The following is a 26610-nucleotide window of genomic DNA, read 5'->3' as shown; positions in this document are numbered from 1 at the left end:
ACAATATAACATCTCGAAAAAAATATATAGGCGGAGGGATCTTTCATTGTCCATTCAAGAAAAGTTGAAAAGTATACTGAGTTCAAATGAACCCACGAATATCGTGTTTGTATACGATAGCGGTGAAGCAGAAGAGTATGTCATTCAAGGGGATGATGGTGGAAGAACAGTTATTTTGCAGCTACTTCAGTCCATCGATTGGAAACGAGTTGTTGAGGTGAAATTTGCAACTCCTGTTGATCTTAATAGTGAGGAAGCTTAAGCCGTTCCACCTATTTTGCAGTTGTGTACAAGAAAGCAAATGAGAAAATAGCTCATGCCATTAAGCATGGGCCTTTTTGCTTTTGCGAGGCTGCGCCGCGGTGCACGCTCCCACTGGCGGCTAACCCGATTTTCTCGGGTTATTACGCCTTCCTTTCCAACTGTTCACTTACAACAATCAAAAGGTTACATGTATATGACGAATTTGTAAGGTGAATCGATTGTTAATATTTCCCTCAAACTGACATAATCAATTTATTACAAATCAAAAATGCTGGAAGGGGAATACACTCTTGTTTAACATCACACTCCGTATTTTTATGGCCGCAATCATTATGACTACAACCAGCCTACTCACGCTAACAGAAGTAACAGCAGAAGTAACAGCAGAAGTAACAGCAGAATCAAAAGCAGTACCTTCAAAATTCGAAAAAATCGATAATCTCATTGAATCCGCTATGGCAGAGTATCGCATCCCAGGCGCCTCGGTCGGCATCGTGAAGAATGACCAGACCATCTATATGAAAGGGTTCGGTATTTCCGGGCCTGACAAAACAGCTGTTACTCCACAAACTCCGTTTGTACTAGGCTCCACATCCAAATCCATTACAGCAGCAGCAATCATGCTACTCGTGGACAAAGGTAACATCGACCTAGACTCGCCCGTGCAACGATACTTGCCTTGGTTCCGTTTGTCCGATCCAGATGCCTCCAAAAAAATAACGGTTAAGCATCTATTGCATCAAACGAGCGGAATTTCCACTTATGATGGACAAGCCCCTTTAACAGAAGGTGACAAGTCCCTTGAAGAACATTTGAAAGGTTTAAACAAGGTTCAGCTTATAAGTTCTGTTGGTGCCAGTTTCCACTATTCAAATGTAAACTACGATACTTTAGGCGGTATCGTACAGGCCGTCTCGGGTATGACTTTTACCAACTATGTGCAACAGAACATTTTCAAACCTCTAGAAATGAATCATAGCTATGGCTCACCTGAAGAAGCAACTAAAAATGGCTTGGCAACTGGTTATAATTCCGTATTCGGATTCATGCTCCCGACTAAACAAATGCGCCATGAAGGAACTATACCATCAGGTTATTTGATTTCCAGTGCCGAAGACATGTCCAATTACCTCATTGCTCATATGAATAAAGGGACTTTCAAAGCAAACAACGTTTTCTCTGAAAACAGCGTCCGTCTCATGCACGAACCTGCTTCAAAGATGTGGGGTGACCACTATTATGCAATGGGTTGGGCCGTCCACAACAACACGATCTCCCATGATGGTTCTACAGAAAATACATATTCTAAGATGCAAATAGACGGTGAATATGGCATTGTCATTCTCATTAATGCTATGGATAATTTCCATATCGACGACTACAACACCATCATGTCTAACATAAACCTCATCTTACATAATCAAGAGCCGATAGCAGTAACAAAGGAATACACTAAAAAATATATCGTTCTCGATCTATTTGTGCTCACTGCCGTTTTATTTACTCTATATTCGATCTATAGTCTCTTTAACAAAAAAAATAGCAAAAAAGTATCGAAGCTACGTTCTGTAATGAACGGCCTGTTTATCTTTGTGTTCTATCTGCTGTTGCCCAGTACTCTATTACTGTTATTGCCCAAGTTTTTAGTCCCTTGGCCAGTAGTATTATTATTTTTACCGGGTATCGGACACACCTTGCTTATACTTCCTTTCGTATTGCTAGTCGTTGGGACAATCAAAACAGCCATTGCTGTTCGCAAACTAACCTAAGCAAAAAAACCTAGATTGCTGCCTTCACGGCGCAGCCTAGGTTTTTCCTTAAAGAGCTTATATTAGCCCCAAACTTCCAACACTTGACCCGCTACATGATTCCATGTGAAATTATCCTCTACTAGCTTACGACCATTCAGCCCCATCTGACGAGCATTGCTAATGCCAGAAAGCATACTATTTAGAATCGAAGAATATTCCCCAGGGTCTTCAGGATTTTGAATAATGACACCATTATTGTTTCTTATAATTTCTGGATTGCCGCCTCTAGCCGTTGTAATGAGCGGCAGTCCTGCTGCCATCGCTTCATAATGGACCCTTGCAAGCGGCTCCTCCCAAATCGACGTACAGACAAACACATCTGCCGCACAAAACCACTTATGCACTTCGCTGGCCTGAACATACCCAGTTGTTAAAACAGGTATCGGCGATTTCTCTGCAAGTGCACGAAGGTAGGCAATATAATCACTCACTCGATCATCGCTATACCAAGCTGCTCCCACTATGACGAGCACAGCATCAGAATGTTTGAGCTGCGACATCGCTCTAACAAGTACGTGAGGTCCTTTATTTCGAGATAATCGTCCTACAAACAAAATAATCTTTTTGTTACCCAAGTTGTGCTCAGTGCGTATCGCATTTCGATCCTTTTGAGCTGAGGCAGAGTCTTTCCATGGAGCGAATTTAGATAAATCTACTCCAGAGTAAACCGTTCTAATCTTCTCTTCAGCTTGAGGATAATCTCTACAAATCGCTGCTCCAATATAATTGCTTATCGTAACAATTTTCTCCACTCGTTCGATGACGGCATTGCCTTCTTGTTTGCTAATCTTAAGCGTGTTGAACATATCATTGTGCATACTAAGCACGATTCTAGCATCAGGCCTTACGGAGTCTACAGGAAGAACCATCTTCGGTCGATTGAAAATATGAATAACCTCATATTGTTCACTGCTTGAAGCCAAGTAGGAAATGACATTTTGCATATAAATATCAAGCATGCCATGAGACTCAAACCGAACAAATCTCACGCCATTTACTGTTTCTTCGTTTGGCAGCTCAGGATCGCTTCTACCAAATATCGTTATCGTATGATTTCTGCTCAGTAGACCCACTATTCCCCCGATATACGTTTGAATAGCTCCACCTCTAATATTAGGAACAGGCAGCTTTTCCGTACAAATCATGAGTATATTCATAGAGCTCTCCTTCTTGCAGGAATTCTATTCGTATAGTTAAAGATATAGGCTTTAATTTTAGATTTCTTCTTCCTTTTTCTTTTGCTTTTATTGTCCCTTTGATCCTTTACTGGGATCGATGATGTTTTTTTAGCATTGTTACCGAACAGTTGCCCGACAGTTGGTCTCTTTACTGTAACAGGATTTTTTATAGCCGTCGGTATATTAGTAGCGGCAGGGGTTTTCACTTCCGTTTTTTTCTTCTTCCTAACAATAGGTGTAACGACCGCAGACTTTTTCGACTTCTTCAACTTCTTAGACTTCTTCGGATTCAGTTTCGACTTCGGCTGCAGCTTTTTCACTTTCTGAACTAACTTACGCAGTTTTTTCAGTTTCTTTTTCCCTTTTACACCTTTTTTCCCCTTTGATAGTCCTTCTCGCAAGATCTCCTCTATTAGGAACTGTTCTTGAAGCTCCTTCTTCTTAGATTTTTTATCTGATTTCCGCTTCGATTTCTTATCATCATCCTCATCTTTACCAGGCAAAATAGTCGCTTTTCCATCTGGATTAACAACTACTTGAATCTCTTTCTTATTCTTCTTATCTTTTTTGTCTTTCTTATCCTTTTTGCCTTTTTTGTCCTCTTGCTCTTGTTCTTGCTCTACCTCTTCCTCTAGTTCCTGACCAGGGGCAAGCAAACCTCCACCCCTTGCATAGTCTCTATAGGCATATGGTAGACTTGGTGCTTCCTCAATTTCCTGATAATCTCCGGCAGCATATTTCGATTTATCCTTCTCAAGCTCTCTTAGTACTTCCCACTTGTTCGCTTCTGTCGCAACGACACTATCCAATATGGTATCTAACTCTGTGTTCATAAATGTGACCGGTTCAAAGACAACTTCTTTCACGTGTTTATAAAACTCATTCGGGAACGCCATATCAATCCAGAGCAGCTCAAAAGTCTCTTGATCTAGTGGATTCGCCCGATGATAGGCATCTATGACTCCTCTAATCCATGCAAGATCCCATGTTCCCATATCAACCATCGTACTCGTTATAATTTTTCGAAGGTCACGAATTGGTAAATCGTAAGCAACCCCGTCCAAATCGATGACCCATATGCCGTCAGGCCCCATCTGCCCATTAGACCAACCGTAGTCTTGATGAGCAAGCCCCCAATGTGCCTCTCCTTTTCGAATCATTTTTTGATAGGCGGATTCTTGGAATCTCTTAAATATATCCCGAGCCTGGCCTTCAAACATATCTAATACAGACAATAGATGCGAGCTTGCAGTTGTTTCTGGGTAGGCAGTGGCAATATGACGAAACCAACCAATCTTCGCCATTATCTTCTGATATTGGCCTTCCCATTTGAAAATCCTCGAAGACTTACCCGCCTCCGGCGGAGCTACGTACCCTTTCGACCATTGATGGAACTCGCCAAGGCCATGACAAAGTGTCATCGCTCCATCGAGATCAATCTTTGCGACCGGTGTCAATGTGTCGATCCAATCCGTCACGATCCACAGCTTTCCACCTGCAACGACAGAGTTTTTACCATCTTTCGTTAAGATAATCCCCGGCACCCTTGCACCATTCTTCACTACGTATTCCTGAGCTCCAACACTAAATAAGCTCCGCTGCGGTGTTCGATGAAGTACTTTTAGACTGCGTGGACCATGATTTGTTTCAATGCGCCAAATGGCTCCACCCTTATCGGGCTTTGAAGTAATGAGTGTCATTCCTTTAACATCCATGTTATATGACTTGCTTACCAAATGTGCGAGTTGCTCTAGCTCAGGTGGGACATATTGCTCCAAATTAATTCCGGCTGCTTCTTCTTCCAACATGTTATCCCACGGTACAATCTGATATTGATCCAACTAAGCTCCCTCCACTTCTTTGAAGCGTTATAAACTCCTATTATTTATATGCTTAATAGACGGACATGGATATGTATAAGAGTGGAGTTTTTGGATTAGAGCGGAACAGCTTGGACGCAAGTGACACTTTCTGGATTCCAGAATCGGAGGCTTATCTTTATAAAAATAGTTGAATGTCTTGCCAACTTATGCGTACTCAAAGATTGTCATCCATCCATTTCACTAGATTCAGAGCACCTTCATAATATCTTAACGTGGGGATAACCGTGACTTTACACTTAAAAATAAAAACGCGTATACAATTACTTTTGTACAAACCAACTATGAAAGCCACCAAGAACAGGAGAGAAACGAATGAAAAACAATTGGAAATGGAAAACGATGCTCACATTGGCGGCTATTGCAATCTTGCTTGCAGGCTGCGGTGGCAACACGCAAAATAAAGCAACATCTACAAATGGTAATTCAAGTTCGAAAGCAGAGAATACCGAGGCTTCCGGTGAAATCAATGTATATACCTCCATTGAAGAAGAGCATGTCAAAACGTACCTCGCCTCCTTTCATGCTAAATACCCAGATGTAAAAGTAAACATCGTTCGTGATGCAACTGGCATTATGACTGCGAAGCTGATAGCCGAAAAGGATAACCCGCAAGCTGACGTCGTATGGGGATTGGCTGCAACAAGTTTGCTCGTCATGGATGACATGCAAATGCTCGAAGGTTATGAGCCAGTCGGCACAGACCGAGTGCTGCCAGAGTTCAAAGACACTGCTAACCCTCCGAAGTGGGTAGGCATCGATATTTGGGAAACAGCAATTATCGCTAATACAGTTGAACTTGAGAAACGCAAGTTGCCTGTACCGCAATCATTCGAAGATTTGGCAAAGCCAGAGTACAAAGGTTTAATTGCTATGCCTCATCCTGCTTCATCCGGCACTGGCTACTTGACGGTCAATGCGCTGATCCAACTTTATAAAGATCAGGCCTGGTCCTACATGGACAAGCTCCATGACAACATGATGATCTACACGCACTCAGGATCTAAGCCTGCAAAGATGGCTGCATCCGGCGAAGTTCCGATCGGTATCTCATACGGATTTAGCGGCATTCAACAGAAACAGAAAGGTGCGCCAGTTGAAGTCATTTTCCCGAAAGAAGGCTCCGGTTGGGAACTGGAAGCAAACGCGCTTGTTAAGAAAAAAGATATTAAACCAGAAGCGAAGCTGTTCCTTGATTGGGCAATCAGCGACGAGCCGATGAAGGAATATAACAAAAACTATGCGATATTGAGCATTAAGCAAGAAGGTGCTGCTATCCCTGAAGGTTATGCAAAAGATCCAGTATCACAATTAGCTAAGCTGGATCTATATCAAGCCGCAAGGGATCGTGAGTCGGTTCTGGCAGATTGGGAGAAAAAGTACGGTTCCAAGGCTGAACCGAAACAATAAATTTGTTATTAGGAGAATGCACCTTGAATAAAGGCTATTTGTCACTGCGTGATCTGTCCAAGCAATTCGGTAAACAAACCGCGCTTCTGGACATTCAATTGGACATTAACAAACATGAATTTATATGCTTACTCGGTCCAAGCGGCTGTGGCAAAACGACGTTGCTTCGTATTATAGCAGGGCTGGAGAAATCGGATACCGGTAAACTTGTTATCGCTGGCAGGGATATTTCTTCCCTTCCGGCAGGCAAGCGGAATTTCGGCATGATGTTCCAATCCTACGCGCTGTTCCCAAATCTTACGGTCAGCCAGAACATTGCGTACGGGCTATCAGGCCGAATGACGAAGCCACAAATCATTGACCGCGTCGACGAAATGCTGGACCTAGTTGAGCTAAACGAGCAAAGAAACAAAGTGCCCTCTCAATTATCCGGCGGCCAGCAGCAACGCGTCGCTTTGGCAAGAGCTTTAGCTTTCTCACCAGACTGCCTTTTGCTTGATGAGCCTCTATCTGCTCTAGATGCTAAAGTTCGGGTCAAGCTGCGTAATGAAATTAAACGTTTGCATCAAAAGTTCGGCATGACGACCGTCATGGTGACGCATGACCAAGAAGAGGCGCTTACGATGGCCGACCGCATTGTGGTCATGAACCATGCGCGCATTATTCAAGTAGGAACGCCAATGGAAATATACGAAAAGCCGGCTACTCCGTTCGTAGCCGACTTTATCGGCGCCATCAGTTTCATTGAACAGCCTCCTGGAGGGATGTGGAGAGGCTTGCTCGCTATTCGTCCTGAGCATGTTCAATTAGTCGGCGAGAACAGCAAGCCGAGCATGCAAGCATTTGTACGAGAGCTCGAATATCGTGGAACACATTATCGCTTAGTTCTGGAAGTTGTGAACAAGCTTCGCCAATTCATAACAATCGATGTCGCCGCCAAGGAGATGGATACATTCCATGTTCGCCTTGATGGATTAGTTCGCTTCGTCCTGCCCGAGGAGCATATCATTACCTTCCAATCATCGGCAGAGTACGCAGTTGTATAAGGAGCGCGGATACGTTATGGACAGCTTGTTGAAACAACTAAAACGAACTACAAATGGATGGAGTCAAAATGTCCTCATTTTAATGATGACTCTTGCTCTTGTGATTTCCATACTGCTGCCTCTAGGTGAGCTGTTATGGAGGGCTGTTACAGATACGGACGGAAGCTTCATCGGATTAGCTCACTTTGTTCAGTACTTCACAACACCTGCACTAGTCGCGTCATTATGGAATTCGATCCAAGTTTCTACCGCCACGACACTTATTGCGGTTACGCTTGGATTCGGCTTCGCCTATGCGCTGGAGAGAAGCAATATCCGTGGGAAATGGTTTTTTCGGGCGATTGCATTGCTCCCATTATTCGCACCGTCCATGCTTCACGGCTTGTCACTCATCTATTTATTCGGCAATCAAGGCTTACTATCAACAGGACTTTTTGGACTATTGCCTGAATTTCGGATCCCATTATACGGCCCTGTCGGAATCATAATGGCGGAAGTGCTATACACTTTCCCTCAAGCTTTCTTGATGATGTCTATCGCTCTCTCAAGCTCAGACTTCCGCTTATACGAAGCTGCCGATACGCTTGGCGCTTCCAAGTGGCGCACATTTTTGACCGTTACGGTTCCGAGCGTCAAATTTGGTTTGATCGGTGCCATCTTCGTCTGTTTCGTACTGACATTTACCGATTTCGGGGCGCCTAAAGTTGTCGGAGGGCAATTTAACGTGCTTGCCACAGATTTGTACAAGCAAGTTATTGGTCAGCAAAACATGCAAATGGGTTCTGCAGTAGGCGTACTGTTGCTTATACCAGCCGTTATTTCATTTGTTGTTGACCGTGTATTCCAGCGCAAGCAGAGCGGATGGATTAGCGCCAAGTCTACACCTTACCGCATCGCTCGAAACAAATCGCGCGACACCTTGTTTTATATGCTCTGCCTAACGATATCGGCCGTCATACTTGGCATTATTCTTGTTGCGATATACGGTTCATTAGTTAACGTATGGCCGTATGATTTATCCATTTCGTTTGCTCATTATAAAGGGTTCTTCGAAGGTGCAGGACCTTTCACGAACAGTCTGCTCATTGCTTTCGGTTCCGCAGCTATCGGAACGTTCCTTACCTTTATTTTCGCTTATTTAATTGAGAAGACACGCGGTTATCCCGCGCTTCGTCAAGCAGGATACTTTCTATCCATGCTGCCGATGGCATTGCCTGGTTTGGTGCTTGGTTTGATCTATGTTTTTTTCTTCAACAATCCAAATCAGCCTCTGCATAGCTTATACGGCACAATCTGGATCTTGATCCTATGCAATATCGTTCACTTCTATTCTGTGTCCTTCCTGACGATGACTTCGTCGCTCAAGAAGCTCGACAGCGAGTTCGAAGCGGCCTCCGAATCCATGAACGTGCCTTGGTATAAGACATTGTTTCGGGTAACCGTGCCACTGTCGCTTCCCGCGATATTGGAAGTATTTATTTATTACTTCATTAACAGCATGGTAACCGTGTCGGCAATTATTTTCTTGTATGCACCGGACTTAAAGCCTGCTGCTGTTGCTATTGTCAGCATGGAGGATTCAGGCGATATTGCCCCAGCCGCGGCGATGTCTACATTAATTATTATTGCTAATTTGCTTCTTCGTACCGGCGTCATGTGGGTATCTCGCAAGTGGCGTAGGAAAACAGAAGGCTACCTGAAGAGACAAGATGATTAGTCCTATTTTGCAAACTGCAGGAGTGATGAACATGCCGGACTTAGTAATCAACGATAATCGTTATCCCGTAAAAGGAATATTATTCGACAAAGACGGGACTCTGCTTGACTTCATTAGGCTGTGGGGTTATTGGAGCGAGTCCGTGCACCGACACTTCTCAAGTCTAGTACCATCTGCCGTTGCTCCGTTATCAGAGCTTTGGGGAACCATTCACGACGACGATGGGCGTGTCAATGATTACAGCATAGAAGGGCCGCTTGCGATGGGATCAACCGGAGACTTGCAGGCTATATTGGCATGGCAGGCTTACCGGCTTGGAACCCCTTGGGGCGACGCTATGAAGCTGGCCCGGGAAAGCATGAATGCGGCATACGTTGAGATGGAGACTACCCGTCCTGCGGTTCCATTGCCCGGCATGCTGGATTTCGTTAAACTTTGCAGCACTCAAGGCTTGGCTCTAGGTGTCGTGACGGCGGATGAAACGCGTGAAGCGGAGAACCATTTGACATGGCTCGGTATTCGTTCCCACTTCAAGGCGGTCATTGGGCATGACATGGTCAAAAGGGGCAAACCTTATCCCGATATGGTTGAGCTGGCTTGCTTCCAGCTCGGGTTGCATCCCGCTGAAGTAGCCGTTATCGGCGATACGAACGGTGATATGCAGATGGGCAATTCCGCAAAAGTTGCCGTAACCGTTGGATTATCGGATATTACCATGAAAAGTGCTCACAAACTAATCGATGCGGATGAAGTCGTCAGTTCGTATGCCCAGCTTCGCTTAGAGGCTTCTGACAAGGAAAGCTGAAAGCGGCTTGGAGATGAAAATTGCTTATTCTCGCCACGTCAACAAGATTATTCATTCCAACTATTGAATAGAGGTGCGTGAAGCTAATGTTTAAATCCGTTAAAAGAAAAATGTCCCTCTCGCTTTGTTTTGTCATCGCATGGATGATGGTGGTTCAGATATTGCCAGCCCCAGTAACCTATGCTGCCACTCAGACAGTTACTATGGACAAGCCTGCATTCATCCAAGGAAAACCAATCACGTTATCATTTACAGGAGGTACGCTGAACGATTGGATTGGGCTATACCCAAAAGGCGCCGAACCAAAAGGCAGCAACCCTTCCTTAACATGGGCTTATCCTAAAAACAATCCTAATGGAAAGATTAGCTTCTCGAAGGTGCTCGCACCAGGGGAATACGAAGCACTATATATGGAAAATGACGGATACAACATCTTTCAGCGTGTTCCGTTCTCCGTCATCACTCTAAATCCTCCGTCTGGGGTCACATTTACGGATACGGATTCCGATGCTAGCGAAGTAGCAGGGGAAGTACACATCTCTCCTCCTGCCAATGCTGCTAATGTTACGAGCTACACCCTGTACTGGGGCAACGATATTGGCAAGCTTCCGGGACAACCTCCCATCGCTTCTTTATCGCCAGACCTTGGTGGGCTAACTTATGCGGTGCATACTTTCTCCGATAATACAGCTATTCCTATTGGAGCTACTAAGCTTATCGCTTATTCGGGCTCGGATGCTGGAGAAACGGATTCTGGAGTAGAAACATCCATTCCAGGCATCGTTTTGGAAAAGCCGATCGCTAAATTCCAAGTGTTGTCGGATATGCACATTATGGGCGACCCGAACCATATCCATAATAAACATTTGGATGACACACTTAAAGATATTGCCGCATTGTCACCTGATAGTGACGGAATTATGACGGTCGGCGACAACACAGAAAACGGAACCGAAGCCCAATACAAAGAGTTAGCGAGAATATTCGACCTATATAAGGACCAGTTGCCAGAAAGCTTCTTCATAGAGGGCAATCACGATGTCCGCTGGGCTGATTGGGACAATCAAACCGAGCTATTTAAGAAATACACGAATATGACTTCGAAATATTACGATGTATGGATTAAAGGTGTTCACTTCATTTTCCTTGGAACTGAAAAGGGATTAAAGGATTATTCTTATTTGACAGATGAACAGTTGAAGTGGCTCGATGAAAAGCTATCAGAAGATGCAGCGGCAAACAAGCCTGTTTTCGTCTTCCATCATCAACCTTTGAAAAATACAGTGTCTGGCACCCAAGTATCTAAAAATCCATCTTTCTACTGGTATGGTGTGAGACAGGACAAAGAATTCAAAACGATTTTAAGCAAGCACCCTCAAGCTATCTTGTTCAGCGGCCATACACACTGGGAGCTAGGCTCGATGGATACGATGTACAATGCCAAATACTCAACCATGTTCAACACAGCGGCAACATCTTATCTTTGGACGGACAGCAATGCCAGCAAAGTAGGGAATCAAGGTTATTTCGTTGAGGTATACGATAATAAGGTACTGGTTAAAGGTCGTGATTTCATGAACGATAAATGGATCGCGAACGCACAGTTCGAAGTAAAGTTGCCTGTTAGTATACCTGTTGTTGATCCTTCAACGGATCCCGATCTGAATTTGGGCCATCCTACGCTTTCCATGACGGATAATACGCATGCACCGGGCGCTTCTCTAAAGGTTGACTACACAGGTTCCGTCGCCAAAGACTGGATCGGAATTTTCCCGGAAGGCACGAAGCTTAACAAAACAACAACAGCGATTGCCAAAAAGAACACGAATAGCTCCGTTCAACCTAACGGATCGCTCATATTTGAAGGACTGAGTCTTGAACCGGGCCGCTATGACGTCGTATATGTCGGTGAAGCAGATTACACGACATCAAACGATAACATCGAACTTGGACGCGTCACATTTACGATTGCAAAAGAGGACGAAGTTATTCACACCGTTGAAGTAAAAGGAGAAAATGATGCTACTTCTATTGGAACGAAAGGCGGCAAGCTGCAACTGCAAGCTAAGTTGATCCCAGCTAGTGAACCGGAAGCAACATTCACTTGGTCCGTTGTGAACGAAGACGGAACGGCTACCGATAAAGCGTCCATTAACGAGTCCGGTCTTCTGACTGCAGTCAAAGACGGCAAGGTCAAAGTCATTGCAACATGGAATAGTAACGAGAGCATTACAGCTTCCGTAATCATTACCATTACTGGACAAATTGATTCTAATGGAGGTAATGGCGGTACTGGTGGCAGCGGAGGCAACGGCGGCGGTGGTGGTAACGGTGGTAACAATACCGGTGGCGGAAATGGTAACGACGGATCGTCCCCTGAACAACCCGGCGTGCACACAGTGGACATCACAGAAGTAAACCAGTCCGCGGGGCAAGGTTTAGTGACGATTCCGGTTGCAGCCGATACAAAACAACTGGTGGTTCCGATGCAAATTGCTACCCTGCTCGAAGAGAAGGGTTTGACGGTTAAAAAGGACAATCTGTTGATTGATGTTCCGGCCAAGGTCATTAGCCAAGCTCTTCTTTCGGCAGGTGACAATAAAGACGTCAAGCTAGTGCTAGATATGGCTCTGCTTACGAAAACCGAAGCGGACGTCTTAATGAACAAAGCAATCACCTCAACTGGTCAATCAGGAGTTAGCTTAGCAGGCGAAGTATATGATTTCTCATTGATCGTCGCAGCTGCAAATGGCCAAACGACAAAAATAAGCACATTCGAGCAGCCTATCATCATTCGAATGAAACTAGTAGAAGGTGTTAATCCTGCATTGTCCGGTATTTATTACATCGCAGACAATGGAAAACTTGAATATGTAGGTAGTGAATACAAGGATGGTTATATGAGTGCGGAAATTCATCATTTCAGCAATTATGCGGTACTCAGTCTACAACAGAATTTTGAAGATGTGCCAGCCTCGCATTGGGCTTATGATGCGATTCAAAGCCTTGCGGCTAAACAAATCGTACAAGGCGTTAGTGAGACGGCATTCGAGCCTGATCGTTCCGTAACGAGAGCGGAATATGCATCCATGCTCGTAAGGACATTGATGCTAACGGAGAAAGCTCACATTTCGTTCGACGATGTTGCATCAGACGCATGGTATGCAGATACGATTGCTATTGCTTTGAAATCGGGACTTGTATTCGGAAAAAGCGAATCCTCCTTTGATCCGAATGGCAAGATTACGAGAGAAGAAATGGTCGTTATGACGATGCGAGCATATAAACTTCTAATTGGCAAACCGTTAGAGGAGTCGCCGGTTACTGCCTTTATCGACGAACAAGACATTGCAGCATGGGCGCTGGATGATGTTAGAGCAGCAGCAGCTTTGCAGTTCGTCAAAGGCCGGAATGTAAATACATTCGTTCCTCACGGTATCTCAACTAGAGCAGAAGCCGCAATGTTAATCGGCAATCTATTAAAATAATAGCTAAAAGCTGCTCGGTTCACCGCTAGAGCAAAAAGGGACTGTTCCTGAAGTCGATATGACTTCAAGAAACAGTCCCTTTCGTTTACGGAAATTTAGAATGGATTAATGACATGGAAAAATACGTTCGGTGATGCCATACGGTAGTAGTAACTGCACCAGCCAGCGCCTTTATTCGTGAAACGGTTCGTAGTGCTGTATAGCAAACGTTCCTGCTCCAACTCTTCGATACGTTCAATACGACCATCGACATAATCATTTAATCGCATACTCGCAGTATCGAGACGGTTAATTACACCGCCATAGCGAATATCAATAACTTCCCAGCCGAACACTTTAAACATCGTTAGCCACTGCTTGCGATGTGCGATGCGCAGTTCGGATACCGCTGTAGCAATTTCCGGTAGAACCTCGTTTGCAATACGCTTCAAAGTCGCTTTGTCGCCAGTATCATATGCACTTTTAAGTTCAATGCCAATCTCACTCTTCCGTTTCAGTACACCGCAGAGCTTCTGCGGTACTTCGAACAAATAATCCAGCTCAAGAGACGAATCACGACGTGCTGCAAACTCACCTTCCAGCCACGCATAGTGAGCAGACATCTCTAGCCCTTCAATTTGCTTATCGAACAACCCTAACAACACATCTTGATAAAGTAAAAACTTACAAGGATTACTTTGCTTCTGATTGTTCGGTTCAGCTCCTGGCGTCTCGTCCAAATATTTCAGCTGCAAATACGTATCTGCATCAATGCCTGTACAGAACTTAACTCGCTCAGCCACTACAGCATCATCCGGCGAACCTTCTGTATACGCATGCTCCGCATATAGTTGTAATCCTAGCAAAGCGATGTACGGATTACTCTCCATTCCATCATCGCCCCACATCGTAGCGTAAACTTCACGGATACCTTCTTTCTTACATACTTGAAGCGCTGTATCCGTTGCAGGTAAAGAAAGGCCGTAGTTAACGCCAAATGTGTTAAACACCCATACTGCTCCAGCGAATATTAAATTGTTGCCGATCGGACGATGCTTAGCGATCAACTTCTCGTAATCTTCGCTCTCAACATGGTTATAATCCCAGTAGACCATATCAACGTCTTTCGGAATACGTTTTGCCATCTCTTCTGGAATTTGTGTTTCATGTCCGTAATATTCTTCGCCGTTGTCCGAAGCTAGCTTTAGGAACATATCGCTCCACATCATCGGTTTCAGTCCAAGACGACGTGTAATTTCGAGTACTCTTTCTAAATGACCTGTCATAATGTCAAAACGACTAACATGTCCATTGTGGTCTAAGTATTTACCGCGTCCAAGCTCTTCTGCCTCGTCCATACCGATATGGATCTTTTTACTGCGGAATGGCTTCGTAATGCTGACAATCATATTTTCAACAAGTCGTTCTGTCTTTTCGTCACCTACAAGAAGTGCACCTTTTGTATCCTTGTATGCTTTCACTGGCTCCCATTTCAAAAACTCCTCTAAGTGAGCGAGCGTTTGTATGCTTGGGAAAGCTTCTATACCAAATTGATGTGCGTAATCGTCAATTTCTTTTAGTTCAGCTTGTGAATAACGTCCGCGCATATAACCGAAGTAAGGTTCTCCTTCGATTTCATACGTATCTTCCATATATAGCATAACGCTATTCATACCCATAAGCGCCATTTTGCGAAGTAAAAATTTAAAAGCATCAACAGTTAATACACCATTACGTGAAAGGTCGAACATCGGACCAATCGCGTCAAACTGCTGCTTTTCGCTTAATTGAAAGTTTGATCCGCCTTGCCCCTTTTGAATAAGAAGACTTAGTCCACGGAAAAATTGATGTTTCGCAGCGTAACGAATGTAAGCCTCATTGCCCTGCAAACCCACTTCAAGATTGCTCTCAGACGGCTCTACCGTTACAACGATTCCGCCTTCAGCTTCGGTCACTCCAAGATCCTCCAGCAATAACGTGATGCCTTGCGTAAGCTCTGAAATATTGCCTTGAAACTTCACTTTCATCTAAGGTTCCTCCTAAGAGTGATTGATTCGTTCATATATATGTATTTTACATTATATCTAATGATTGAATCCATCAAAAATTACGCATAATCTCACTAAACATCATATAAATAAGTCGAAAATAGTAATTGTTCCTATCATCATAATTCTTCATTGCAAAATAGGAACATACGTTCTATAATCTATGTGAGAAAGATTGTGATTTATGGGGCTCGGTCCCATTACCATGCATAGGGGGCTTGTTCGAATATGAAGTTAACGTTTGATATCGTTGAACGACTACAACATTATAATGTCGCTGGATTAAGTTTAGCTCTTATTCAAAATAACGAAGTCAGCAAGGCAGAAGGTTTTGGGTTTCTGGAGGCAGCGACTACTACAGAGGTAAGTACACATGCTATTTTCAATGCTTGCTCAATAAGTAAGTTTGTAACTTCATTGCTAGTAATGAGGCTTACCGAAAGCAGCATCTTAGAATTAGATGAAGACGTTAATGTCCGACTTACTTCTTGGAAAGTTCCTACTGGTCTATTCTATCCTAGTAAACCTGTTACACTTCGGACATTACTAAGCCATCAGTCTGGTGTTGTTGATCCAGAAGGAAGCTTTAGCGTGTTCGATGATACTAAGGGAGATCCGACAATGGCGGAGCTGTTAGCAGGATCAACTCCCTATTGCAAAGATCCTATTACGGTTGCATACGAACCTATGAGCACATTTAATTACTCTGACGCAGGCTTTTGTATCATACAACAAGTAATTGAAGATGTTACTGGCAAACCGTTCGAACTCCTCATGTACGAGTTAATCTTTGAACCACTGGAATTAACAAACAGTACCTATCAACCGTCCTTTTCAATAAAAAACGGTGGGGAGTTCGCATGCGGTCATTCGAACGATGGTAGTGTTGTAGAGGATAGATATCCTCACTATCCATATGCAGCTGCCTGTGGACTTTGGACAACTCCAACGGATATAGCTTTGTTAGTTATTGAAGTAATGAATGCTCTTCATGGCAGAAGTAAACTTGGAATTTCAGAAGCTACAGTGAAAGAGTGGATGAGCCCACAATACGATAAAGAGTGGACGGGGTTAGGTATTTTCCTTGATGGCTCTGATCAAACATTTGAAATTTCTTCACTTGGTTGGGGAGTTGGGTTCCAATGTATGCTGGTGGCATACCCTCATCTTGGCAGAGGCGCAGTCATTATGACGAATACGGATTCGGGTGTTCATCAGCTAGAAGGTATAATCGGGGAGGTTTATCAGTCGGTGAAAGATGAGAGGGTGACCATCTGTTGACTAAAGGAATGATTCATCATATAGAAATATACGTTTCTGATTTAAAAAAGACACTGCACTTCTGGGAATGGCTACTGGAAGAGTTGGGTTACTGTAAGTATCAGCAATGGGAGTGCGGAGAAAGTTGGAAGTTAGCCGAAACCTACATCGTATTCGTTCAGACTGAAGAGAGATTTCTTGATGTTACCTATCATAGATGTCGAGTAGGTCTTAACCATCTCGCCTTTCACGCAGGCTCACGTCAACAGCTCGATGATCTAACAATCAAGCTAGTAGACAAGGGAATTCAGCTTCTTTATACAGATAGACATCCATTTGCTGGAGGAACGGATCACTACGCCGTCTACTTTGAAGACCCTGATCGAATAAAGGTAGAACTGGTCGCAGATCCTTTACTCTAAATAAAATGTCCACGAGGTTACTCAGTAAGTCATTAAGTAACCTCGTTCATGCACCCTTCGCAACATCAGCGAATTGCATAAACGAGGTCCTTTTCTTTCGACTTTATACTTGTCATTCACTAAACAAGAAGATCTCTACGATTGTAACTCTTCCATCCAAAGATTAACGCTAACACAACTATTAAAATAGACAATGCAACAAAGACTGGATCAATTCCATCATTTATAATATTGGATGCCTCGAAATATTGAAAGGGAGTCAAGTAACGTAAATACACCAGTCCACCACTCGTTTCAATGATGATGGATAGCAGAAAAGTGAGCATCATTATGCCTGCTGAGAGTGCAACCGCCCTCTTAGGCTTACGGCTTGACGAAGCAAGCGCCACACCGATGCTTACAAACATCAACTGCACGAGCAGCATACCCAAAATGAGTGGAACAATATCTGCTACTACCGATCCTGCTCCACCCTCAGCAAACGATCCTACGACAGCAATCGCACTGACTAACATGGTCAAGTTAAAAAGGATTACGTTAACAACAGTCGCCAGCAGTTTAAATGCCAGCATCCTGCTTCTGGAGATTGGCTTAACGAGCAGAAATTCTGATGTCTTATCCCGCTCCTCTTTAGCGATGATGTTCGCACCTAACATAGATGCATGAACAGCAGCCATCATGATCAAATAGAGAAAGAGGATACCAAAGTAGCCGGTCGGCGATGAAATATTCAATCCGTTTATTCCAAATATAGCTTGAAGTGCTTTAGGCATATCAGCCATTAGATCATTCATCGCATCTCCGGATTCGGATAGTCCGGCAAATTTGCTCATGCCGCCACCCACCATGACCACAATACCGATTATCCAGAGAATAAGCGACTTCCTGCTCGCCTTCATTTCTCGCCAAAATAGATTCATAGCAGGTTCCCTCTTCTCTTAACTAACATGAACATCCCGCCTTAGATAACGAAAGTAGCTAAACGTGATACAACTAATAATGACACCTGCACTAACGATTAAAAATGTAGCTTCGTAACCACTATGCTCGATAATGTAGGTACGGTCAAAATATTGGAACGGCGACAAATATTTAAGCTTGCTGTCACCGCTTGAAGCGCCGATTGCTGAAATCATAAAAAAGGCAAACACTGTACCAAGAGATAGTGGTAACACTGTTTTCAACTTTGGAAAAAGTAACGCGGCGGCAATACCTAGAGCTAAAAAGATGAGTTGAGTAAATAGTAATGTAAGTGACAAGAGAGTAAACGTGCCGAAGTTGTATGAGGTAGTTTGAACGATAGTCGCTATTACACTAGCGATTCCGAAATAAATAACATTGGTGATAAGTAACAAAGTAAGTGCAGCAAGCGTCTTCGAAGTCAATATCGCCCCTCTATCCACAGGCTTGCTGAGCAGAAAGTCCGCTGTCTTCTCTCTAGTCTCCTTAGAAACGATAGACGCACCCAGATGCATCGCTTGAATGGCGCCGCATAACGCAATATACATAAATACGTAAGAGTAATACCCGAGTAATGACGTTATGCTGTCTATCTGTAGTCCCATAGCCTTCAACGCTGCTTCCGGCATCGTTGTAAGCATTTCTTTAAATGTCTCTGCGTCCTTCGAGATCGTCGGGAACATAGCTAACATTAAGCAGACGACACCTGCAAGAGATATCGACCAAAGCAACGTCGATTTCCGATGTGCCCATAACTCATGCCGATACATGTTCATGGCGCGATCCGTCCTCCTTCACGTAATAATGCATAAAGATCTCTTCTAAGTCTGGCTCCTCCACCCATATATTAATAAGCTCCATCTCAGCTATCTTCTTCATTACATCATTGATATTGCCTTTAAAGAGAAAGCTAATTGTACGTTCATCCGCAGTCCACTCTGTCACTCCCGGAATGGCAAACGACGACGCATCTACCTTTGTTAAGGTCTCCAACTTAAACTTCTTATACGTGTTTTCCTTCAATGCACTAATCTTCTCTAGGGCCATTAATCTGCCCTCTTTAATAATAGCTACCCTGTTGCAAAGTCGCTGCACTTCACTAAGAATGTGAGAGGAAAATAAAATCGTAGCACCTTTCCGGTTTTCTTCCTCCAGCAACTCAAAGAACCTTTGCTGCATCAGCGGATCAAGACCACTTGTCGGCTCATCCAAAATAATGAGCTTCGGCTTATGCAGAAGACCTTGCACAATGCCCACCTTTTTCTTGTTGCCAAGCGACAAATCATCCATTTTTTTGCTAAGATCCAGCTCCATTATTTCTGCAAGCTCTTTAATCCGTTTACTACAATCCTTCTTATAAAAGCTTGCCGAGTAATGAAGCAAATCCTTTACTCTCATATTGTCATAATAGAACACCTCAGAGGGCAGATAACCAATTTCCATCTTGATCTCTGGTCCATGCGCAATACAATCTTTGCCAAAGATTTTAGCACTTCCGCTAGTTGGATAGATTAGTCCTAGCATCGTACGAATCGTTGTCGACTTCCCAGCCCCATTAGGGCCAATAAATCCGAATATCTCCCCATGCTCCACCGTAAAGCTAAGATCAGTAATCCCTCTCGCTCCACCATACGTCTTGGTCAGTTGATTCAGTTCAATGATTTGCATTCTTAGCGCCTCCTTAGCTCCACTGCCATCTTTCGCTTAAGCCTATTACTTGCAAAAGTTTATCCGCAATAGCTCCATATAACGATTAAACTCTTCCATAATCTCATTCATATCAAGATCTTTGCCATCAAGTTTGTGTTGCGCCTTTACTGATTCACCTAAACCTTCGAGCGTCCACAAAATGACGTTAACTGCCCGCGCAGCATCAATACCTTCTTTGAATTTCGAAGTATCTATTTCTGAAAATAATTTATAATATTCACTTGTCGCAATCTGCTTTTTCCTGTCTTCTATTTCGAGCTTAACCTCTACATCCTCTTCAAAAAACACCCGCTCTATAAACTTCAATAAATAGGGGTTGGTTTGAAAAGTAGTTAGTTTAAGTTCTGCAACTTGGCTCATTCTGACAAACAAGTCTTTTTCGTTAAAGTTAACCTTTCGTACTACTTCTTCACTAATGACACGAATGGCATAATCGTACATAAAGAGGTAAAGTGTCTTCTTATTCATAAAATAATGAAACAACAATCCTTTAGAAATGCCCGCCTCCTTCGCGATCTCGTTAGTCGAAGCCGTGCTATAGTTTTTTTCAGAAAATTGCTTTAGCGCTGCCCCTATGACACGCAGCTGTTTCTCTTCATCAGTAGCTTGAAACTTAGTAAACACTCATATTCCTCCTAGATAAATAGCGACTTTAACAACTTAATCTCTTTACATATTGCGATCCAAAACCCCATTGACCACATCGGTCAATACCATTATATCCCTATTGACCATAGTGGTCAATATACATTTTTACATCCTCCCAATCGCCTTGACGCACAAAAAAGCTGCCTCATAAGGTTCAACCTTAGAGACAGCCCACCACACTCTTTTTACACATCTCTCCGAAGTGCCCGCAGCACATCGATACGAGTCGCTCGCTTAGCTGGGCGATAACCTGACAACATCGCAACACCAAGTGCAATGAAGCAAGCAAGAATCGCCAGATAAGGAGGAATGATTGAAAATAAGAACCCTTGCGGAACTTCTTCATCCATAAACGATCTGATAAGCATCGGCAAACCTGCGTTAACCCCAAATGATATGAGATAGGAAACGATCGTCCCTATGACGGCACCCAGCAAACCGATTATAGCACTCTCCAGTAAAAATATTTTCTTAATAATAGATGGATGCGCACCTATAGCCTTCATTATTCCAATATCTTGTGCCCTCTCAGTGACCGCCATAGTCATCGTATTGAATATACCAATCGAAGCGATAAGTACAGCAATCGTACCAATAAATACTAATCCAATCTTCATAATTAAAAACATAACATTAACTTGCTTGAGTTCATCTGCAATGGAATGAACAAAATAATGTTTTTCACGAATAAGCTCAGATATCTCCTTTACATTAGCAGCATTATTCGCAATAACTTCAACCTGATGATATGTTCTATTATCGGTTGGCTTAGCGATTTCACTCAACCGCTTATCCAACTCTTTACGGGTAGGTTCCTCTTCAAAATAAGGCACTTCCCCATTTTGTGTTCCTGTGATCGCTTCAATCTTTTTCAACGTTTCTTTACCTATATAGATCGTTCGATCCTGTAGCCATTCCTTCGCAGGTCGCTCCGCTACACCAACAATTGTCAGTTCCATTTTCTCTATCAGTTTCTTACCATTCACATAAAACTCCACATCAACATTCAACTTCTTATTGAGCCATTCCGACGCATCCGGCATCTTTTCTACTGTATTTCCTTCACTGCTCTCAATGGGTAGTCGAATATGATAACCGACGACAACTTCATCACCATTTTGCGGAACCCGGCCCTCACTAAGTTTAAATCCTGCCTGCTTCTCTGCTTCAAAATCTACCTGTAATGTCCCTTCTCGATTGACTATCATACCATCCACCTGCGGATTTAGCCCCTGTTGAATAAAGTTACGATAAGTTACCGCCTTTACATGGGGGATGGTGTGGAAAAAGTCGATATCTTCATCATTGATATCACTGTTTTTATGTTTATTCGAATCTTTACTGTTAACATCAATTGCCGTTACTAAACGATCGCCAACCATCCCATCTACAATACTTTTCTGCAAACCGAACCCAACTGAAGCTAATACGATAAGAAAAGAACAGCCCATTGCAGTGGCGAGTACGGTCATAAATAATCTCATCTTGTTTTTCTTCATATTTTGCCGAACGAATCGGAGCTGATCGTTAAACTTCATCGCTATCCCTCCCACTCTCTGACTTCACTATTCGTCCATCTTGTAGTCTTATCGTGCGATGAGCAATCGATGCGACCTGTTCATCATGAGTAATAATGACGAAGGTTATGCCGAGCTCATGGTTTAACTGCTGAATCATCATGAGCAATGCCTTTTCATTTTCACTATCCAAACTACCTGATGGCTCATCTGCAAGTACGATTGGCGGATTCAGTATAAGAGATCGAGCAACAGACACTCTTTGCTGCTGTCCCCCTGACAACTCCCCTGGATAATGACTGGCATATTCGGCTAGCCCTAAATTGTTCATTAACTCACTAACACGTTTTTTCCGATCCGCGTCTGAAACACCTTTGAGGACTAGTGGCAGCTCCACATTTTGATAAGCTGTCATGCTTGGGATCAGTTGGAAGCTTTGAAAGATAAATCCGTAATTCGCTAGTCGAAAATCTGCCCATTGCCCCTCATCCAACTTAGTTACAGCTTGTCCCTGCACCGTTATCTCACCAGATGATGGACGAATATAACCTGACATTAGATTAAGAAGAGTAGACTTTCCCGAACCACTACGACCCACAATCGCAATAATCTCTCCCTTTTTCACCTTCAAATCAATATCATGAAGAACAGGTATCGTCCGTTCTTTTCCCCTTGTCCCAATCTTAAATTGATGATTAATACCGGACAACTCAATCATGTTATCTCCGCCTTTCATTTCTTAGTTCCTCAACAATAACAGCCAATTTCTAAGGTGAATTAAAGAAAACCTTAAATTAAGCTATAGATTCTAATAATAATTGGATTCTCCCACCCAACCTCTGAGCCCGTCCAAAAAAAATGTTCAAAATATCCGTAAATGATCTTGAACTATATTTTTCTAACGATTAAACTAACTGTGGAATTACACATATGAAAGGAATGAATTTATGATCGAAGATGAAGACCCCTTAATTAGTATCATCATACCTACTTACAACCGCGCACATGTCATCTCATCCTCCATCGAATCTGTCATCGCACAAACGTATACCAATTGGGAATTAATTATCGTTAGTGATCGATGCACAGATCACACACAAAAAATCATCGACTCTTACAGCATCAAGGATCACAGAATTAAATTTGCGGTAAATAATAGAGGAAAAGGGACAAGCGGAGCTAGAAACTGTGGCATGTTAGTGGCACAAGGGGAATACCTATCCTTTCTAGACTCTGACGACCAGTGGTATAACTACCATTTGAGAGATAGTATCGATACGATCAAACTAGTGAATAGCGATGTTAGTTACGCATTATGGGACGAGCGTCATGGTGATACTGTCTATCACAATTACGAAAATGATACCGAGCAGAACATATTAAAAGAATTGCGGCGAGATTTTGAGGTACATGGAGATGTTATCGTATTTGAATCGGGTCTATTAGAACGTTTCCTTGCCGCAGAGAGACACTTTCATTGCATTACTACAATGGTTTTTCGCAAAGATCTATTACAAAACTCCAACCTTTTCAACGAACAATTCGGAATTGCTGAAGATATCGCCTTCATGATCTCTTTCTTCGATCGATGCCGTATTGCGTTAATAACGAAATCACATTTTGTTTATAATCAGTCCCCGGACAGTGTCTATATGTTTTGTGATAGACGACAGTTGAACCCCGATACACTCTACTTAGATAAAGAAGTTCATAAAAAAATCGAACAGGCTGGCTTGCAATCTCTACACTATAAAATGTTTCTAAAAAAAATGATCAAGAATAACCGAATATTAAAGAACAAGCGAAAGCTGCAGTTAATTTCTCGTTACGCACTAGCTAGACAATATTACACATTAAGCTACATTAATAAACACGATCGTTTGAAAGCGCTTAAATACTGCCTACAGTCTATGAGGCATAACGTGAATGCCTTTAACCTCCTTCTTATTCTACACATTCTGTTTCCTCGCAAGGAAACAAGCCCCTTTCTAAAAAAACCATTAAATCTTTGGTAGTTCCAGCAAATAATAAAATCGAAAAGAAGAGAGGTTTAGGATGATGAATAGCGGAATATTGCCACTCATTAGTATCATTATGCCATCGTATAACAGAGCAAACTTGATTGTTCCCGGGATCGAGTCGATCATTCGGCAAACTTATAAGAACTGGGAACTTATTATTATTGATGACGGAAGCACAGATGGAACGAAGGGGGTCATAGATCAGTTTGTAAATATAGACAGTAGAATAAAATATGTGCTTAATAATCGTGCAAAAGGAGTAAGCGGAGCACGAAATTGCGGGATGCTGCTCGCACAAGGAGAGTATATCGCTTTTCTTGATTCTGACGATCAATGGTATGACTATCACCTTGCAGACAGCATTCGAATGATGCAGCAAACAGAATCTCAAGCCTTCTTTGGACAATGGATTGAGCGATCTGGAGAACTTATGTTTGAAATATTTAATGAGTACTTCCAAAAACAGCGAATAGAGAACTTAAAACGCACTTTCGAAGTGCGTGATGATGTCATTATATTAGAAAACAATTTACTTGAGCGCTATATCGAGGATACCTTATGTATTTTCAACATCAATACGATGGTATTTAAACGGGAACTTTTAGAGTACTTCGGCATGTTTTATGAAGATTTTGCATTAGGAGAAGACACTGCTTTCATTATTAACTTCTTTGACCATTGTCGTATCGCTTACCATATGAAACCTCACGTCATCTACAACCAATCACAAGACAGTATGTATTTCTTCTGCGACAGACGACAACTCGACCCCGATACGTTATATCAAAATAAAGAGATGCTTCAAAAAATAGAATCGATTGGTGTAGAATCTCTCGCATTCAAAAACCATTTACGATCAAAGATTCATACCTTCGATAGGAAGAAGAAAAAAAGACTGCTTTTGTTATCCAACTACACACTCGCTCGTCAGTATTATTCACTCAGTTATATTAATCGAATGAATAAGAAAAAAGCGCTTCGTTATTGCTTGAAGTCGATGGGGCATAACATTAACCTATTTAACATATTACTCGTTTTTCATATTCTATTGTTCAGCGAAAAAGGAAGCTCCTTCCTGAAAAGACCTGTGGATTTATGGTAAACTCGCTCCAAAGTTTAGTGTGAGATATAAAGGCAGGATACTTTCAATGCGGAATTCGGTCTACATTACGCTTGAATCCTGCCTTCTCACCTTCAAAATCTACTGAATTCCTCCTGAGCCGCTACGGCTCACAATTCCCATAACATCCTCATTTTCCAAGTAATCCAACCATCGAACCACTTGAAGTAATTACCTAAAACACCCTTTAGGTCTCTTGATTAGAAATTATGTAAATATTATACTTTTACAATACCTCTATACAGTAATGAAAGGAATGAAGTTATGAATGAAGAACCACTAGTTAGCATTATCATACCTACCTATAACCGCGCACATATTATCTCATCTTCCATTAAATCCGTTATAGAACAAACCTATACGAATTGGGAATTAATTATCGTCAGTGATAAATGTACGGATGACACACAAACGGTCATTGCCTCTTTTAGCGAAAACGATCACCGAATTAAATATGCCGTAAATGATAGACGAAAAGGAGTCAGTGGAGCTAGAAACTGTGGCATGCTACTGGCGCGAGGTGATTATATTACCTTTTTGGACTCCGACGACCAATGGTATAACTTTCATTTGAGAGATAGTATGGACACGATCAAAAGAGTGAACAGCGATGTTTGCTACTCGTTATGGGATGAACGCCACGGTGAAACCGTCTATCATAGTTTCGAAAATGAAATCGAGAAGCAGCTGTTGCAGGAGATGCGGCAAGATTTCGAGGTCAATGGGAATGCGATCGTATTTGAAAAGGGCTTACTAGAACGTTTCCTAACGATAGATCGACATTTCCATTGCATTACTACGATGGTTTTTAGACGCGATTTGCTGCAAAAGTTTGACCTGTTCAATGAACAATTTGGAATTGCAGAAGACATCGCTTTTATGATTCCCTTTTTCGACCGATGTCGGATTGCCTTAATTACGAAATCACATTTTGTATACAATCAGTCGCCAGACAGCGTTTATTTATTTTGCAACAGACGACATTTGGACCCAGATACGCTGTACAAAAACAAGGAAGTATTCAATAAAATTGAATCCATTGCTTTGCAATCGATCAAGTACAAGCTCTTTTTAAAAAAATGGGTTCAAAACGATACGTCGCTCCAAAATAAGAAGAAACTTAATCTCATTGCAAGCTTAATGCTCGCACGGCAGTACTATACGTTAAGTTACATCAGTAAGCCAAATAAGCGAAAAGCGCTGCACTATTGCTTTATGTCGCTTAAACACAATATAAATTCATACAATGTAGCACTACTTTTTCATATTATTTTTACAAAAAAGAGCGGAGGAGAGTTTCTAAAAAGACCTTTAAATTTATGGTAA

General features: G+C 42.5%; 21 protein-coding genes. 12 read left to right on the top strand and 9 right to left on the bottom strand.

Annotation, left to right across the window (positions count from 1 at the left end):
• Positions 1-46 precede the first annotated feature (46 nt).
• Complete coding sequence (locus tag I6N90_RS18250) at positions 47-262, top strand: hypothetical protein (RefSeq protein WP_197937045.1); 216 nt, start codon at positions 47-49, stop codon at positions 260-262.
• Between the two features lie 292 nt (positions 263-554).
• Entirely contained in the window at positions 555-2033 is a 1479-nt protein-coding gene (locus I6N90_RS18245; RefSeq protein ID WP_197937044.1) for a serine hydrolase domain-containing protein, read from the top strand.
• Between the two features lie 62 nt (positions 2034-2095).
• Here the strand turns inward: I6N90_RS18245 and I6N90_RS18240 are convergent, their stop codons facing one another.
• The gene (locus I6N90_RS18240) at positions 2096-3232 is read right to left on the bottom strand and encodes a glycosyltransferase family 4 protein (protein WP_197937043.1); all 1137 of its coding nucleotides are present in this window, start codon (positions 3230-3232) and stop codon (positions 2096-2098) included.
• A complete protein-coding gene (locus I6N90_RS18235) occupies positions 3229-5094 on the bottom strand; it encodes a CotS family spore coat protein (RefSeq protein WP_197937042.1) in 1866 nt (621 codons plus the stop codon). The genes I6N90_RS18240 and I6N90_RS18235 overlap by 4 nt, the downstream gene beginning before the upstream one ends.
• Before the next feature lie 354 nt (positions 5095-5448).
• On the opposite strand from I6N90_RS18235, the gene I6N90_RS18230 reads away from it, so the two are divergent.
• The 5 genes from I6N90_RS18230 to I6N90_RS18210 all read left to right on the top strand — a co-directional run bounded on the left by I6N90_RS18230 (position 5449) and on the right by I6N90_RS18210 (position 13599).
• Complete coding sequence (locus I6N90_RS18230) at positions 5449-6543, top strand: putative 2-aminoethylphosphonate ABC transporter substrate-binding protein (protein ID WP_197937041.1); 1095 nt, start codon at positions 5449-5451, stop codon at positions 6541-6543.
• A 23-nt stretch (positions 6544-6566) separates the two neighbouring features.
• On the top strand, positions 6567-7589 hold the full coding sequence (locus I6N90_RS18225) for an ABC transporter ATP-binding protein (protein WP_197937040.1): 1023 nt from the start codon (positions 6567-6569) through the stop codon (positions 7587-7589).
• 16 nt (positions 7590-7605) lie between these two features.
• Positions 7606-9306, top strand: coding sequence for a putative 2-aminoethylphosphonate ABC transporter permease subunit (locus I6N90_RS18220; RefSeq protein WP_197937039.1), 1701 nt, complete (start codon positions 7606-7608; stop codon positions 9304-9306).
• A 31-nt stretch (positions 9307-9337) separates the two neighbouring features.
• Positions 9338-10111, top strand: coding sequence for an HAD family hydrolase (locus I6N90_RS18215; protein ID WP_197937038.1), 774 nt, complete (start codon positions 9338-9340; stop codon positions 10109-10111).
• A 143-nt stretch (positions 10112-10254) separates the two neighbouring features.
• Positions 10255-13599, top strand: coding sequence for an S-layer homology domain-containing protein (locus I6N90_RS18210; protein ID WP_232243091.1), 3345 nt, complete (start codon positions 10255-10257; stop codon positions 13597-13599).
• Between the two features lie 95 nt (positions 13600-13694).
• Here I6N90_RS18210 and I6N90_RS18205 read toward each other — a convergent pair whose 3' ends face one another.
• Positions 13695-15605, bottom strand: coding sequence for a beta-N-acetylhexosaminidase (locus I6N90_RS18205; RefSeq protein WP_197937036.1), 1911 nt, complete (start codon positions 15603-15605; stop codon positions 13695-13697).
• A gap of 249 nt (positions 15606-15854) precedes the next feature.
• On the opposite strand from I6N90_RS18205, the gene I6N90_RS18200 reads away from it, so the two are divergent.
• Positions 15855-16907: a serine hydrolase domain-containing protein gene (locus I6N90_RS18200; protein WP_197937035.1), complete on the top strand. Its 1053-nt coding sequence runs from the start codon at positions 15855-15857 to the stop codon at positions 16905-16907.
• Positions 16904-17308, top strand: a complete 405-nt coding sequence (locus I6N90_RS18195) for a VOC family protein (protein WP_197937034.1) — start codon at positions 16904-16906, stop codon at positions 17306-17308. The genes I6N90_RS18200 and I6N90_RS18195 overlap by 4 nt, the downstream gene beginning before the upstream one ends.
• Before the next feature lie 119 nt (positions 17309-17427).
• Here I6N90_RS18195 and I6N90_RS18190 read toward each other — a convergent pair whose 3' ends face one another.
• The 6 genes from I6N90_RS18190 to I6N90_RS18165 all read right to left on the bottom strand — a co-directional run bounded on the left by I6N90_RS18190 (position 17428) and on the right by I6N90_RS18165 (position 22861).
• Positions 17428-18228, bottom strand: a complete 801-nt coding sequence (locus I6N90_RS18190; protein WP_197937033.1) for an ABC transporter permease subunit — start codon at positions 18226-18228, stop codon at positions 17428-17430.
• Positions 18229-18246: 18 nt separating this feature from the next.
• The gene (locus I6N90_RS18185) at positions 18247-19044 is read right to left on the bottom strand and encodes an ABC transporter permease subunit (protein WP_197937032.1); all 798 of its coding nucleotides are present in this window, start codon (positions 19042-19044) and stop codon (positions 18247-18249) included.
• Entirely contained in the window at positions 19025-19936 is a 912-nt protein-coding gene (locus I6N90_RS18180) for an ABC transporter ATP-binding protein (protein ID WP_197937031.1), read from the bottom strand. Before I6N90_RS18180 ends, I6N90_RS18185 begins: the two co-directional genes overlap by 20 nt.
• 45 nt (positions 19937-19981) lie before the next feature.
• Positions 19982-20602, bottom strand: coding sequence for a TetR/AcrR family transcriptional regulator (locus tag I6N90_RS18175; RefSeq protein ID WP_197937030.1), 621 nt, complete (start codon positions 20600-20602; stop codon positions 19982-19984).
• 209 nt (positions 20603-20811) lie between these two features.
• Positions 20812-22164, bottom strand: a complete 1353-nt coding sequence (locus tag I6N90_RS18170) for an ABC transporter permease (RefSeq protein ID WP_197937029.1) — start codon at positions 22162-22164, stop codon at positions 20812-20814.
• Positions 22154-22861: an ABC transporter ATP-binding protein gene (locus I6N90_RS18165; RefSeq protein WP_197937209.1), complete on the bottom strand. Its 708-nt coding sequence runs from the start codon at positions 22859-22861 to the stop codon at positions 22154-22156. Before I6N90_RS18165 ends, I6N90_RS18170 begins: the two co-directional genes overlap by 11 nt.
• 229 nt (positions 22862-23090) lie before the next feature.
• Between I6N90_RS18165 and I6N90_RS18160 the strand changes: the two genes are divergently transcribed.
• From I6N90_RS18160 to I6N90_RS18150, 3 genes are all read left to right on the top strand, one after another.
• A complete protein-coding gene (locus tag I6N90_RS18160; RefSeq protein ID WP_197937028.1) occupies positions 23091-24158 on the top strand; it encodes a glycosyltransferase family 2 protein in 1068 nt (355 codons plus the stop codon).
• Between the two features lie 40 nt (positions 24159-24198).
• Entirely contained in the window at positions 24199-25266 is a 1068-nt protein-coding gene (locus tag I6N90_RS18155) for a glycosyltransferase family 2 protein (RefSeq protein WP_197937027.1), read from the top strand.
• A gap of 282 nt (positions 25267-25548) precedes the next feature.
• Entirely contained in the window at positions 25549-26610 is a 1062-nt protein-coding gene (locus tag I6N90_RS18150; RefSeq protein WP_197937026.1) for a glycosyltransferase family 2 protein, read from the top strand.

It is taken from the genome of Paenibacillus sp. GSMTC-2017, from assembly GCF_016019935.1.
In the GTDB taxonomy this organism is placed as follows: Bacteria; Bacillota; Bacilli; order Paenibacillales; family Paenibacillaceae; genus Pristimantibacillus.
This window is presented reverse-complemented; position numbering and strand designations above follow the sequence as displayed.